A 12,324-nucleotide genomic window follows, 5' to 3' on the forward strand; every position below is an offset into this window, starting at 1 on the left:
TGACGGTTTTATTGCAAGCCGCCGGCCAGCCGGTCTTCACTGCAAAGCAGCGAGGCATTGCCGATCCAGCGCCCTGGCATGGCGACAAGCCGCTCAAATTGTCCTACAAATAGCGGACCCCTTCGGGCTTCCCCGCCCTTTCCTGCTAAAACCGCCTCCCCACCAAAACTACGAGGATCTGACATGGAATACCGCACGCTTGGCCGTTCCGGCTTGAAAGTTTCGGCGCTGACCTTGGGAACCATGACCTTCGGCGGCAGCGGGCCGTTCGCTGCCGTCGGCAATTCCGATCTCGCGGAGGCCTCGCGCATCATCGACACTTGCATCGATGCCGGCATCAATCTCATCGACACCGCCAATGTCTATTCGAACGGATTGTCGGAAGAGATCATCGGCGAGGCGCTCGGCGGCAAGCGCAAGAACGACGTGCTGATCGCCTCCAAGGCGCGCATGCGGATCGGCAAGGGCCCCAATGACGAAGGCCTGTCGCGCCATCATCTGATCCGCGAATGCGAGAAGAGCCTGAAGCGCCTCAGGACCGATGTCATCGACATCTATTTCCTGCACGAATGGGACGGCGCGACGCCGCTCGAGGAAACCATCTCCGCGCTCGACACGCTGGTTGCCCAGGGCAAGATCCGCTATGTCGGCTGCTCCAACTATTCCGGCTGGCAGGTCATGAAGGCGCTCGGCATCAGCGACAGCCAGCACCAGCCGCGCTTCATCACCCAGCAGATCCACTACACGCTGGAAGCACGCGAGGCCGAGTATGAGCTCTTGCCGATCTCGGTCGACCAGGGCCTTGGCGTCTTGGTGTGGAGCCCGCTCGCCGGCGGCCTGCTGTCGGGAAAATACCGCCGCGACAGTCCGACGGCGCGCCAGATCGGCGGTTGGTCGGAACCCCCGATCCGCGACGAGGACCGGCTGTGGCGGATTGTCGACGTGCTGGTCGATATCGGTGCGGCACGCGGCGTTTCGGCGGCCCAGGTGGCGCTGGCCTGGCTGCTTGGCCGGCCGGCCGTCAGCTCGCTGGTGATCGGGGCGCGCAACGAAGCCCAGTTGAAAGACAATCTCGCCGCGGCAAGCCTGACGCTGTCCTTTGATGAACGCCAGCGTCTCGATGCCGTCAGCCGGCCGCCGGTGCTCTATCCCTACTGGCACCAGCAGTTTACGGCGAAGGACCGCTTCGGCCCGGCCGATCTGGTTATGGACCGCAGCATCATCTGACTTAAGGGCGCCGGAGACCGCTAGCCCGCGATAAACCGCCAGACCTGCGGATCGGGCTCGATCTGGCCGCTGAGCACGAAATATTTGTAGAGCACGAGCAGGCAGATCGCCTGCTCGGCCCGCTCGTCGGCGAATTTGCGGCAATAGGTGTTGGCCGCCGCAACGATGCGCTGGGCCTCGGCCGGATGTTTCTCGAGATGGTGCACGCGGTCGGCCAGATCGCTGAAGTCGGGCGCCAGCGGCACATAATGGACATCGGGCTCGAGCTGCCCTTCCGCGAACCAGGTCTCATAGGTCGGCGGCGGCATCAGGCAGAGCGAGTTCGAGCTCATGATCCATTTCAGATTGGTCGCGACATCATTGCCTTCGAGCGAGATGATATAGCGGTAGCGGCGCTGCTGATCGATGCTGAGATAGGGCTTGCGGTATTCCGCAGGTGCTGTCGCCCTCGGCGTGCCGACATCGCAGAACGGCAGATTGCGGGCTGCATCCAGCAACAAGGTGCGGATCGGATTGTTGAGTTCGCCGCGCCAAACGACGAGCGGATGCTTGTCGGCGAAGGCGATATCGTCGGCCGGCATGTAGAAATGACGGAACTTGTTCAGCTTGAACAGGACGCCGTTGCCGTTGTCGCCCGCTATCGGCCGGTCCTTGACGATCGACGGCATCTTCGGCACTTCGATGACGTCGCCGAATTCCAGGTCGATGCGCAGATCTGGGTCGAAATAACGGGTGAACTCCTTCAGATCGTAATAGTACATGCTGCGGTCCGACGGCAGCCGGCTGACCGGCACGGCCTCGGGGCTGGGGCTAAAAGGCTCCCGCAGCGTGTTGTAGTAATTGAGCCGCTGGCGGACCGATGCGTCGGAAAGCCTGGCCTGATCGAGCAGCCGGCCGAGCCGGCGCCGGAAAAGAACCGGCGGCGCGATGTCGCGCATGGCGTTGCGCGCATAGTAGATCAGCTTCTGTGCGTTTCTTTGAAGCGTGGCCATCGGTCGTTTTGATTCGAAATCGGTCGGCGGCGGCTCCAGCAACTGTCCCGCAGCCTTTTCTAAACCATTGTGTTCGCCATCACGCAAGTCCACAACCGCTGGCATCTGCCCTCGCGGCGCTGTTGTGTTTGCCGGCCAATGCTTCTAGGCAGGATCAGGCACAGCGAAAGGAAACGATATGGCTCGACCACCGAATTACGGTCAGGAACGCAAAGAGCGCGACCGGCAGAAGGCCGCCAAGAAGGCGGAGAAGCTCGCCGCCAAGGTCGCGGCCAAGGAGCGCGCCGAGCCTGAGAACGAGGCAAGTTCCAAAACCGACACCGAGACAGAAAAATAGGCAAGACAGGATCACCGGCCCGCGAAACGGGCCGGATCCTGGCAAAATGCCGGTCTGATCAGGCCGATGTGATCAGGCCGGGGCCTTGTCGCTGACGAAGACGTTGACCTCGCGCGCGGCGGCGATGAAGGCGCGTCTTGCAATCATCGCCGGCTTGTCGCCGGCCAGCGCGTCATGGCAGGCCTGCAGCGCTTCGCGGTGCTTGGGGCTGCGCTTGCCGGGCCAGCTGTTGAGCAGGTAATCGGAAGCCTCGCGCACCGTACGTAAGAGCTGAGTGCTTCCCTCCGTGCCCGACTTAACGGTCACGGGTGTTTCAAATCGGTTGTTTTCCATGGCCGCCTCTTACGCCATCGGCGTCCGCGAAGCGAGGCCGAAAGCGGATCGCGACGGCGTTCTTTCGTTTTCGTGACCGGTATCAAGCGGCGACGACGGCAAAACCCCTGGCGCGCAGGCCGCGCCGGTCATTGTGCAACGACGTCACCAGGCGGGCGCGGCTGCCGGCGATATGGGCGGAAAGTCGCGCCGCCGCCGCATCGGCATCGCCGGCCCGCACCGCTGCCAGAATGGCGTGATGCTCGCTCCAGGCGCGGCCGAGCGCTGCCTCGTCGCGCACCTCCAGCCAGCGCGCCCGCGACAGGCGCGTCATGGCATCGCGCACGGCCCGGAACAGGAACTCGTTGCCGGAGAGCCGCGCCAGTTCGATATGGAAATCCATGCCGACGCGGTGCCATTCCTCGCGCGGCGTGGCAGTGTCGCAGGAGTCCAGCATCGCCTTGATGACATCGGCTGCGCTCCTGTCGGCCAGCGCCGAAGTCAGCCTGACCGCCGCGACCTCGACGGCTTCGCGGTACACCGCGATCTGTTCCAGTTCGGCAAGGTTGATCGGCGACACGGTCCAACCGCGCCCGTCGCGGCAGATCAGCCCTTCCGTCTCCAGCCGCAGCAGGGCTGCCCTGACCGGCGTGCGCGAGGCGCCGAAGCGGCTCTCGATCCAGCGCTCCGTCAGCCGCTCGCCAGGACCGACCTCGAGGCCAAGGATCATCTCGCGAAGCGCTTTTTCGACGATCTGCATCTGCGACATAGTTGCTTCCATTGCTGGCGATCGGCCTTGCCCATTGGTCTTGCCGATCACATTGAGGGCGCCTGATTGACAGCAGCCGGGCTTTGCGTCCATGAGGGTGCCAAATTGGTATCCCAAAATGGTATCCGCAGCAAGCGGACAGGACAGGACATGCCGCAGGACAGTGCAGCGCGGGCCGCCGAAGCGCCTTCCACCTACAACATTCATTGGCGGCGCAACCTGTTCGTGTGCTTTGCCGGATCGTTCAGCACGCTTGTGGCGATGACGTTGCTGCTGCCGTTCCTGCCGCTCTATGTCGAACAGCTGGGCGCCGTGGGCCACGCGGCGATCGTGCAATGGTCCGGCATCGCTTTCGGCGCCACCTTCCTTGCCGCCGCCCTTGTCGCGCCACTGTGGGGACGGCTGGGTGACCGTTATGGCCGCAAGGTGATGCTGGTGCGTGCCAGTTTCGGCATGGCGATCTGCATGTCGCTGACCGGCATGGTGCAGACCGTCTGGCAATTGGTGCTTTTGCGCCTGTTGATCGGCTTTGCCGGCGGTTATTCCTCAGGCTCGACGATCCTTGTCGCCATGCAGACGCCGAAGGAGCGCTCCGGCTGGGCGCTTGGCGTGCTGTCGGCCGGCATCACCGCAGGCTCCCTGGTCGGCCCGTTGCTTGGCGGCGCGCTGCCGCCATTGATCGGTATTCGCGCCACCTTCCTCATCGCGGGCGGCGTCATTTTCCTGGCGGCGCTGGCGACGACGTTCCTGATAAAGGAGATGCCTCGCCCGCCAGTACAGGCAAAACGCGAGGAGAAACCAAAGGGAAGTTGGGCGCAGATCCCCGACAAACGCCCTGTCGTGGCCATGCTGGCGACCGGCATGCTGTTCACCTTCGCCAACATGTCGATCGAGCCGATCATCACCGTTTACGTCCAGCAACTGGTCGCGGAGGCAAGCCGGGTGACCCTGGTCTCAGGTGTCGTCATGTCGGCGGCGGCGCTGGGCGCCATCCTGTCGGCGTCACGGCTGGGCAAACTCGCCGACCGCATCGGCCACTGGAACGTCATCGTCGCATCGCTGGCCGTCTCGGCGCTGCTGTTGATACCGCAGGCCTTCGTCACCGAGAGCTGGCAGTTGGTCGGGCTGCGGTTCCTTATGGGTCTGGTGCTGGGCGGGCTGTTGCCCTGCATCACCAGCGTCATCCGCCACAATGTTCCCGATGGGGTCGGCGGCAATGTGCTGGGCCTGGCAATCTCGGCGCAATATGTCGGCCAGGTTGCGGGGCCGCTGCTGGGCGGCTTCGTCGGCGGCCATTTCGGCATGCGCGCGGTGTTTCTCGGCACGTCGTTGCTGATGGCGGGCGGTGCCGCGTATAATTGGCTGGCCCAGGCGCGCCGCACGCGCGACATGCTGGCGATATCGGAAAAATCCTGACAGACAGGTCGCGCCGCCTATCGTCAATCACGGAGCCCGAGACATGAGCATCGCCGAGTCAGCACCAGCAAACAGCGCGCGCATCCTCGTTTTCGCCGGCGGCATTGCCGGCGCGGCGGGCGTGGCGCTGTCGGCGGCATCAGCGCATCTCGGCGGCGCCTTCGTCGGCACGGCCGCATCCTTCCTGCTCATGCATGCGCCGGTGTTTTTGGCCGTCGGCCTCGCCGGCGCAAACCGGATCTTGCGGATCGGCAGCCTGGTGCTGCTCGTCGGGCTTGTTCTGTTCTGCGGCGATCTGCTGGCACGGGATTTCGTGGGATCGCGGCTGTTCCCGATGTCGGCGCCGATCGGCGGCACCTTGCTCATCGCGGGCTGGCTGGTGATCGCGGCCTCGGCGCTCGTGCGGCAACGGTCCTGACGAGCCAAGAACCCTGTCCCATCAGATATCACACGAGGCTTAATCCTGCCGGTTTTGCGGCAGCAGGTCGCGGTTGCGCTTGGCAGACTTGGTCGGCCGCCGCCTTTCCGGCTGCTCCGTGGCAGGCGAGATACCCCAGTAATTGCGATAAATGTCTTCGAACAGATGCTTCACGGGATGCATGTTCGTCTCCTCTTCAAGAACTTGAATCGATCCAATCAGCTGGCACGAAAATGCCGGGGCCGATCAGCTGCGCTTGCGTTTCACAAGGTATTGCAGGTCACGCCTCCAGGGCCCGACCTTGTCGCGGCGCCTGCGGGTGGCGGCGTCGGAGACTATGCCCCAATCATTGCCGTAGATGTCTTCGAACAGATAATTCACGGGATGCACGGCACCCTCCTCTTGAATCGATCCAAGTTATACTTGGTGAATCCCTTGGATCGATTCAAATATAGACCCTCTCCGCCGTCCGATCAAGGGAAAATTTGAACCGATCCAACGAAAGTGCTAAACAGGCTCCGGTTCAGGAGACGAAAATGACGGCATTGACCTCCGGCAAGACGAGACCAGTGCGGCTTGCCGACATCGCCAAGGCGGCCGGGGTCTCGCACGGTACCGCGTCCAACGTGTTCGCTCGCCCGGAAATCGTGCGCGAAGAGGTCCGTGAGCGGGTCAAGGCGGCGGCGGAAGCGATGGGCTATGCCGGCCCGGATCCCAAGGGCCGGCTGCTGCGCGCCGGCAAGGTCAACGCCATCGGCGTGGCAACGGCGGAACCATTGTCCTATTTCTTCGACGATCCCTTTGCCCGCGTCATGATGGCCAGCATTTCGCAGGCCTGCGACGCCACCGGCGCCGGAATTTCGCTGGTCTCGGCCGCCAACAGCGAGCAGCTCGCCTGGAACATCCAGAGCGCCCTGGTCGACGGCTTCATCGTGTTCTGCATCGAGGGTGGGTCGCGGCTGGTCGAACTGGCGCGCGAACGCAAACTGCCTTTCGTGGCGCTTGATCTCGATTCGGAAAATGAGGCGGTCGCTGCGATCGGCGTCGACAACGTCGCCGGCGCGGGTCTGGCGGCGCGCCATCTGGCCGAGTTCGGCCATCGCAGCTTTGCCGTACTCGCCCTGGAATCTGCCGACGCTGGCTTTGGTCCCGTCACGCAGGAGCAAGTCGAGACGACATCCCTCTACTCGGGCACACGCGACCGTCTGCGTGGCTATTTCGGCGAGCTCTCCCGCTTCGGCATCGACGTCTCGCAAGTGCCAATCTACGAAACCCTCAATGACGAGGCGAGCGTTCGGGCCGGCCTCGATCATATTTTCGCGCTGCCGCAGACGCCGACGGCAATCCTGGCCATGTCGGACAAGATCGCGCTGCATGCGCTCGACTGGCTGCGCGAGCGTAACATTGCCGTGCCGGGCGATGTGTCAATCGTCGGCTTCGACGGCGTGCCGGAAGGCGCCGACTCCGAGCCGCCACTAACCACTGTCGCCCAGCCGATCGCCGAGATGGGCCGGCTGGCCGTCAAGGCGATCCTCGAAAATGACGGCTCGCAGCACCGGCAATTGCTGCCGGTCGATCTTGTGGTGCGGGGGTCGTCCGGCCCCTCGCCTGCTAGCTAGGCGGCTGATGTGGGATCATCGGCTTAGCCTTGGCATCGCGGGCATGCCGAAGGTCTGGTGAACGGCTGGCGCTTCTTTGCGAACCGGCTTTTTGCCCAAGCCGATGCCGGACAGCCACTCAAGATAGAAGGCGAGCGCGAATTGCATGGCGATGCCGGCCGAAATCAGCAAGACGTCATAGGCAAAGCCGCCCGGATTGATCAGCTTCATCACCTGCGCCGCCATGGCGATCAGCGTGCCGGCGAGGAACACCGGCAAGGAGCGCTTGCCGAGCAGGGCAAGCGGATGGTCCGGGCTGAGACGGAACAGGTTCGAGAAAGCCGGCAGGGCGACGATCAGATAGCTCACCGCCAATATGTGCAGGAGCCGCGGCAGCGACAGGAACGTCTTGTCGAAGCCGCCGATCACCACGGGCAGGTTAAACCACGTTATCTCGCCCCAGAGCGGGCTGTGCACCCAGACCGCCGCTGCCGCGACATAGGTCGCCGCGGCGCCCACCAGCCAACGATTGACGGGAATTGTGCCGCCGCGCCTGACATGCAGCATGCCGGCAAGGCCGATGTTGAACAGGAATTGCCAGGACAGCGGGTTGAGGAACCAGAAGCCGGGCTCGGGATAGTTCGGCGGCGCGATCTGCCAGAGGCCGGCGACGAGCCACAGCGCGCCGGAAAAGACCAGCGCCGGCAGCGGCCGGTAGCTGACGAAGAGCAGGAAGAGCGGCGCCATCAACAGCAGCGCCGCATAGACCGGCAGGATGTTGTTGTAGCCAAGCTGGTGGCCGAGCGTGACAATGCCGATCATGACCTCCGGCGTGTTCTTCATCAGCGGCTCGATGTTGATCAGCTTGAGCAGTTCCGGCCGCCGGCCGAACACCGCCGCGGCGCAGAACAACGCCATCACAACCATGGTGGTGACGATGTGGGCGCTGTAAAGCACGCCGGCCCGGCGCCACATCTTCAACATCGCCAGCAGCCGGCCGCCCGGCTGGAACTTGGTGCCATATGCGAGTGCGACCGACATGCCGGAAATCAGCACGAAGGCTTCCGCCGCGTCCGAGAATCCGAAATTCTTGTAGGTCAGCGTTTCGAAGACGGTGCCCGGCACGTGGTCGATATAGATGGTCAGGAGTGCGAGCGCACGGAACACGTCAATGCGCGTGTCGCGATCGGGGATACGCGGAGCGCGATCGGCGATACGCGGAGCGCGATCGGCGATAGGCGGGGCGCGATCGGGCGGGACTGGCAGGGTCATCGACAAAAGGCCTCAAAGGAGAGCAAGGATGCTCGCGTTGTTCATGCCGGGATGCGACCATCGGCGCACACCGCTTCGATTCCTCCCGCAGGGAGCATATCGGCGCAGAAACGGTCTGAAATGAGCCTGTTGCAATCACATTTGGCGGAGCGTGAAAATATTCCGTTTTGAAGCTGGCAAAGGACCAATGTCTCCGTGAAAACAACGAGATATGAGCGTGGATCGATATAGCGACGAGAACGCCTTTCTGCACCAGGATCTGGCCTTTCCCTACCGCCTCCTCAAGCCGGAGAATGCCGGCGGCGAGAGCCTGTTTTTACTGCACGGATCGGGTGTCGACGAAACGACGATGGTCCCGATTGCGAGGCAGATCGCCCCTAACGCCACGCTGGTCGCGGTGCGTGGCCGCATCCGCCAAGAAGACGGCTTCCGCTGGTTCGAGCGGATCACGCCGACCAGTTTCGAACAGGCGAGCATCCGTGCCGAAACATCGTACTTTGCCGCCTTCGCAAGCGAGGCCGCAAAGCGCCACGGGCTCGACCTCGCCCGGGCGACTTTCCTCGGCTATTCCAACGGCGCCAATCTGGTTTCCAGCCTGATGCTGCTCAACTCCGGCCTCGTCCGAAAAGCGGCGTTGCTGAGAGCAATGCCCGTGCTTGACGATGCGCCGGCAACCGATCTGACAGGAAGGCGCGTCCTGATTGTCGCTGGTGCCGCGGACGAGACCTACGGGCCGTTTGCGCCGCCACTGGTGAGGCTGCTCAACAAACATGGCGCCGAGGTCGATGCGCGCATCGTGCCTTCAGGTCACGAAATCGGCGACCCGGATGCCGCCATCGTCCGGCAATGGCTGGCGGGACCAGCATTGGTCGCACGCCAGGCAGGCTAAGAGACCTTGGTAGACCGCATCGGCGCCCGGCGGAACGGCTGAGCAGATGCTCGTCGCCTAGCCCTGTCCCATCCGGTTCCAGGCATCGAGCCCGGCGATCTTGTAGGCTTCGGCCAGCGTCGGATAGTTGAAGGTGTTGTTGACGAAGAAATCAACCGTGCCGCCGAGGTTGATCACCGCCTGGCCGATATGGATCAGTTCGGTGGCGCCTTCACCGACGATGTGGGCGCCGAGCAGGCGGCGCGTTTCGACCGAGAACAGCAGTTTCAGAAAGCCGGAGTTGACGCCCATTATGTGGCCGCGCGAGGTTTCGCGGAACCGCGCCAGACCGACTTCATAAGCAGCGCCGCTCTCGCGCACCTGCTCCTCCGACTGACCAACGGTGGAGATTTCCGGCACGGCGTAGATGCCATAGGGGAAGGTTTCCGGCGGCGGTGGCAGTTGCACGCCGAAGGCGTGGCAGGCGGCCACCCTGCCCTGCTCCATCGATGTCGAGGCAAGGCTGGGGAAACCGATGACGTCGCCGGTGGCATAGATGTTGGGCGCACTGGTCTGGAAGGTCTGCGGATCGACCTTGATGCGGCCCCGGGAATCGGCCTCGATGCCGACCACGTCGAGGCCGAGGCTGCCGAGATTGCCGCTGCGGCCGGCGGCGTAAAGCACGATCTCGGAGCGGATGGTGCGGCCATCGGCGAGCGTCACTTCGGCATAGTCGGGTTTTGAGACGATTTCCTTGACCGTACTGCCGAGGCGAATGGTCATGCCGCGGTCGCGCATCTGGTGGATGAAGTCGTCGACGATCTCGCGGTCGACGAAATCGAGGATGGTGTTGCGCGGCTCCACCAGCGTCACCGGTACGTCGAGCGCCGAAAAGATCGTCGCATATTCAACGCCGATGACGCCGGCGCCGATCACCGTCAGCGTGCGCGGCAGATGGTCGAGTTCCAGCATCTCATCGCTGTCGAAGACGCGGATCTTGTCGAAAGGCACGTCGCGCGGCCGGTGCGGCCTGGTGCCGACCGCGATCAGCGCATTGGTGAAACCAACCTCCGAGTAGTCGCCATTGTCTGCCGTCAGGCTGACCTTGTTTGGGCCGACGAATTTCGCCATGGCGCGGACGCTTTTGACGGCGTTGCGCATAAACTGGTGCTGCAGCACCTCGACCTCGTGGTCGAGCGTCTTGTGCAGCCGCTCGACCAGGTCGGCGATGGAGATGTCCTGCTTGACCCGGTAGCCGCGGCCGTAAAAGCCCCGCTCGCGCCAGCCGGACAGGTTCAGCACCGTCTCGCGCAGCGTCTTCGACGGGATGGTGCCGGTGTGCACCGAGACGCCGCCGAGGCGCCGGCCCCTGTCGACCACCAGCACCGATTTGCCGAGCTTTGCCGATTGCACCGCGGCGCGGCGCCCGGAAGGGCCGCTGCCGATGACCAGCATGTCGTAATCCATGTAACCCCGTCCCCTCGGCGTCTTGTTGCGCCGCAGCAAGCTAACGCCATCCGTCCACCAAATTCAATCGGCTCAACCGCGTCACACTGCCGACCCGGACCGATGGACGAACCGATCTTGATTCCGCCCGCGGTCTTCACCATTTCAGTGGCGGCGCACCCTAGCGTGGCGCCTGTTACGAGGACATGACATGAACGCGCGCGTACTTGACGGCGAAATCATCACCAGCAGGCTCGACGACGTCAGGGCCTATGACGGTGTGCGCACGCGGCGCATCCTGGCCTTCATCATCGACTATTGCATCGTGGCGCTGCTCACCATTCCGTTCGCGATCCTGGTGGCCGTGCTTGGCCTTTTGACATTCGGTCTTGGCTGGGCGCTGTATTCCATCCTCGTGCCGGCGGTCGCCATTCTCTACATCTGGAACACGCTGGGCGGTCGCTACCAGGCCACATCAGGCATGAAGATGATGGGCATTCGGCTCGATCGTCTCGACGGCAGCCGTATCGACGGCCTCACCGCCGTTGTCCATTCGGTGCTGTTCTGGGCGAGCACGGTCATCCTGACGCCGCTCGTCCTCCTGGTGACGCTGTTTTCCGATCGCAAGCGCACACTGCACGACCTGCTGCTTGGCACCGTCGTCAGCCGCAGCGACCGTTGAACCGGCGTTCAACCGACGCCAACAGGCATTTGTGCGCAAATGTGAAGGGGTCCGTTCAACCCCGCCTTCACAATCCTGTTGAATTTTTCGCCAGCCAAGCCAAAGGTAGAGCGATTCGCAGGAGTGTTCCCAAGGTTCGATGACGCACCATCCGACCCAGTCGCCGCAGTTCTTCCTGACCGCGCCATCGCCGTGTCCGTATCTTGAGGGCCAGTTCGAACGCAAGGTGTTCACGCATCTGGTCGGCGACAAGGCGCCGGAGATGAACGACCTGTTGACGCAAGGCGGTTTCCGGCGCTCGCAGAACATCGCTTACCGTCCCGCCTGCGAGACCTGCCGCGCCTGCGTCTCGGTGCGCATCCTGGCGCAGGAGTTCACCGCCAGCCGCAACATGAAGCGGGTGATCCAGCGCAATTCCGATCTCATCGGCGCCATGCACGACGCGCAGCCGTCGACCGAGCAGTATTCGCTGTTTCGCGGCTATCTCGACGCCCGCCACCGCCGCGGCGGCATGTCCGACATGACGGTGCTCGATTACGCCATGATGGTCGAGGATACCCATGTTGACACCAAGGTGATCGAATACCGGCGCCGCGGCCCCGACACATTTATCACCGGCAAGGGCCAGGGCGAGCTGATCGCCGTGGCGCTGACCGACAAGATGGCCGATGGCCTGTCGATGGTCTATTCCTACTTCAATCCCGAGTTCGAGGACCGCTCGCTCGGCACCTTCATGATCCTCGACCATATCGCCCGCGCCCGGGCCATGGGCTTGCCCCATGTCTATCTCGGCTACTGGGTCAACGGCTCGCGCAAGATGAACTATAAAATGCGCTTCATGCCGCAGGAGCATCTCGGCCCGAAGGGCTGGGAACGCTACGACCACGAAGCGGTCACGCGCTGATTTTTCTTCTTACCAGATCCTGATCTAAACATTTTCAGCCGAGACGATGCTGGTCTTCCGCCCGTTGGCGGGGCGATTGCGCC

Annotated in this window: 15 protein-coding genes; 8 read left to right on the forward strand and 7 right to left on the reverse strand. The window is 63.3% G+C overall.

Annotation, left to right across the window (positions count from 1 at the left end; genetic code table 11):
* The first annotated feature begins 183 nt into the window (after positions 1–183).
* Positions 184–1,227 (forward strand): aldo/keto reductase, encoded by a 1,044-nt coding sequence (locus tag NKL06_RS02545; protein WP_023693247.1) that lies wholly within the window; start codon positions 184–186, stop codon positions 1,225–1,227.
* A gap of 20 nt (positions 1,228–1,247) precedes the next feature.
* Here NKL06_RS02545 and NKL06_RS02550 read toward each other — a convergent pair whose 3' ends face one another.
* Positions 1,248–2,219 (reverse strand): glycosyl transferase family 90, encoded by a 972-nt coding sequence (locus NKL06_RS02550; RefSeq protein ID WP_023693246.1) that lies wholly within the window; start codon positions 2,217–2,219, stop codon positions 1,248–1,250.
* A 178-nt stretch (positions 2,220–2,397) separates the two neighbouring features.
* On the opposite strand from NKL06_RS02550, the gene NKL06_RS02555 reads away from it, so the two are divergent.
* Positions 2,398–2,556 carry a hypothetical protein gene (locus NKL06_RS02555; protein ID WP_023673009.1) on the forward strand — a complete coding sequence of 53 codons (159 nt, stop codon included), beginning with the start codon at positions 2,398–2,400 and terminating at the stop codon, positions 2,554–2,556.
* 72 nt (positions 2,557–2,628) lie between these two features.
* Here the strand turns inward: NKL06_RS02555 and NKL06_RS02560 are convergent, their stop codons facing one another.
* Together NKL06_RS02560 and NKL06_RS02565 are read right to left on the reverse strand one after the other, a co-directional pair.
* Positions 2,629–2,889, reverse strand: a complete 261-nt coding sequence (locus tag NKL06_RS02560; RefSeq protein WP_023682408.1) for a DUF982 domain-containing protein — start codon at positions 2,887–2,889, stop codon at positions 2,629–2,631.
* Positions 2,890–2,971: 82 nt separating this feature from the next.
* Complete coding sequence (locus NKL06_RS02565; RefSeq protein ID WP_023693245.1) at positions 2,972–3,637, reverse strand: GntR family transcriptional regulator; 666 nt, start codon at positions 3,635–3,637, stop codon at positions 2,972–2,974.
* Between the two features lie 150 nt (positions 3,638–3,787).
* Here NKL06_RS02565 and NKL06_RS02570 point away from each other — a divergent pair, with 150 nt between their 5' ends.
* Positions 3,788–5,053: a multidrug efflux MFS transporter gene (locus NKL06_RS02570; RefSeq protein WP_023693244.1), complete on the forward strand. Its 1,266-nt coding sequence runs from the start codon at positions 3,788–3,790 to the stop codon at positions 5,051–5,053.
* Positions 5,054–5,096: 43 nt separating this feature from the next.
* Positions 5,097–5,471, forward strand: coding sequence for a DUF423 domain-containing protein (locus NKL06_RS02575; protein ID WP_023673013.1), 375 nt, complete (start codon positions 5,097–5,099; stop codon positions 5,469–5,471).
* A gap of 39 nt (positions 5,472–5,510) precedes the next feature.
* On the opposite strand, the gene NKL06_RS02580 is transcribed toward NKL06_RS02575, so the two are convergent.
* Both NKL06_RS02580 and NKL06_RS02585 read right to left on the reverse strand, forming a co-directional pair.
* Positions 5,511–5,654, reverse strand: a complete 144-nt coding sequence (locus NKL06_RS02580; protein ID WP_023673014.1) for a hypothetical protein — start codon at positions 5,652–5,654, stop codon at positions 5,511–5,513.
* Positions 5,655–5,717: 63 nt separating this feature from the next.
* Positions 5,718–5,861, reverse strand: coding sequence for a hypothetical protein (locus tag NKL06_RS02585; RefSeq protein ID WP_023673015.1), 144 nt, complete (start codon positions 5,859–5,861; stop codon positions 5,718–5,720).
* Positions 5,862–6,007: 146 nt separating this feature from the next.
* On the opposite strand from NKL06_RS02585, the gene NKL06_RS02590 reads away from it, so the two are divergent.
* Entirely contained in the window at positions 6,008–7,090 is a 1,083-nt protein-coding gene (locus tag NKL06_RS02590; protein ID WP_023682412.1) for a LacI family DNA-binding transcriptional regulator, read from the forward strand.
* A 15-nt stretch (positions 7,091–7,105) separates the two neighbouring features.
* Here the strand turns inward: NKL06_RS02590 and NKL06_RS02595 are convergent, their stop codons facing one another.
* Positions 7,106–8,341, reverse strand: a complete 1,236-nt coding sequence (locus NKL06_RS02595; RefSeq protein ID WP_023682413.1) for an OpgC family protein — start codon at positions 8,339–8,341, stop codon at positions 7,106–7,108.
* 217 nt (positions 8,342–8,558) lie between these two features.
* Here NKL06_RS02595 and NKL06_RS02600 point away from each other — a divergent pair, with 217 nt between their 5' ends.
* Complete coding sequence (locus NKL06_RS02600) at positions 8,559–9,230, forward strand: alpha/beta hydrolase (RefSeq protein ID WP_023682414.1); 672 nt, start codon at positions 8,559–8,561, stop codon at positions 9,228–9,230.
* A gap of 57 nt (positions 9,231–9,287) precedes the next feature.
* On the opposite strand, the gene sthA is transcribed toward NKL06_RS02600, so the two are convergent.
* Entirely contained in the window at positions 9,288–10,676 is a 1,389-nt protein-coding gene (gene sthA, locus NKL06_RS02605) for a Si-specific NAD(P)(+) transhydrogenase (RefSeq protein ID WP_023682415.1), read from the reverse strand.
* A 190-nt stretch (positions 10,677–10,866) separates the two neighbouring features.
* Here sthA and NKL06_RS02610 point away from each other — a divergent pair, with 190 nt between their 5' ends.
* Positions 10,867–11,337 carry an RDD family protein gene (locus NKL06_RS02610; RefSeq protein ID WP_023682416.1) on the forward strand — a complete coding sequence of 157 codons (471 nt, stop codon included), beginning with the start codon at positions 10,867–10,869 and terminating at the stop codon, positions 11,335–11,337.
* Positions 11,338–11,476: 139 nt separating this feature from the next.
* The gene (locus NKL06_RS02615) at positions 11,477–12,241 is read left to right on the forward strand and encodes an arginyltransferase (RefSeq protein WP_023682417.1); all 765 of its coding nucleotides are present in this window, start codon (positions 11,477–11,479) and stop codon (positions 12,239–12,241) included.
* Positions 12,242–12,324 lie beyond the last annotated feature (83 nt).

It is taken from the genome of Mesorhizobium sp. C268A, assembly GCF_040324475.1.
Taxonomy (GTDB): Bacteria; Pseudomonadota; Alphaproteobacteria; order Rhizobiales; family Rhizobiaceae; genus Mesorhizobium.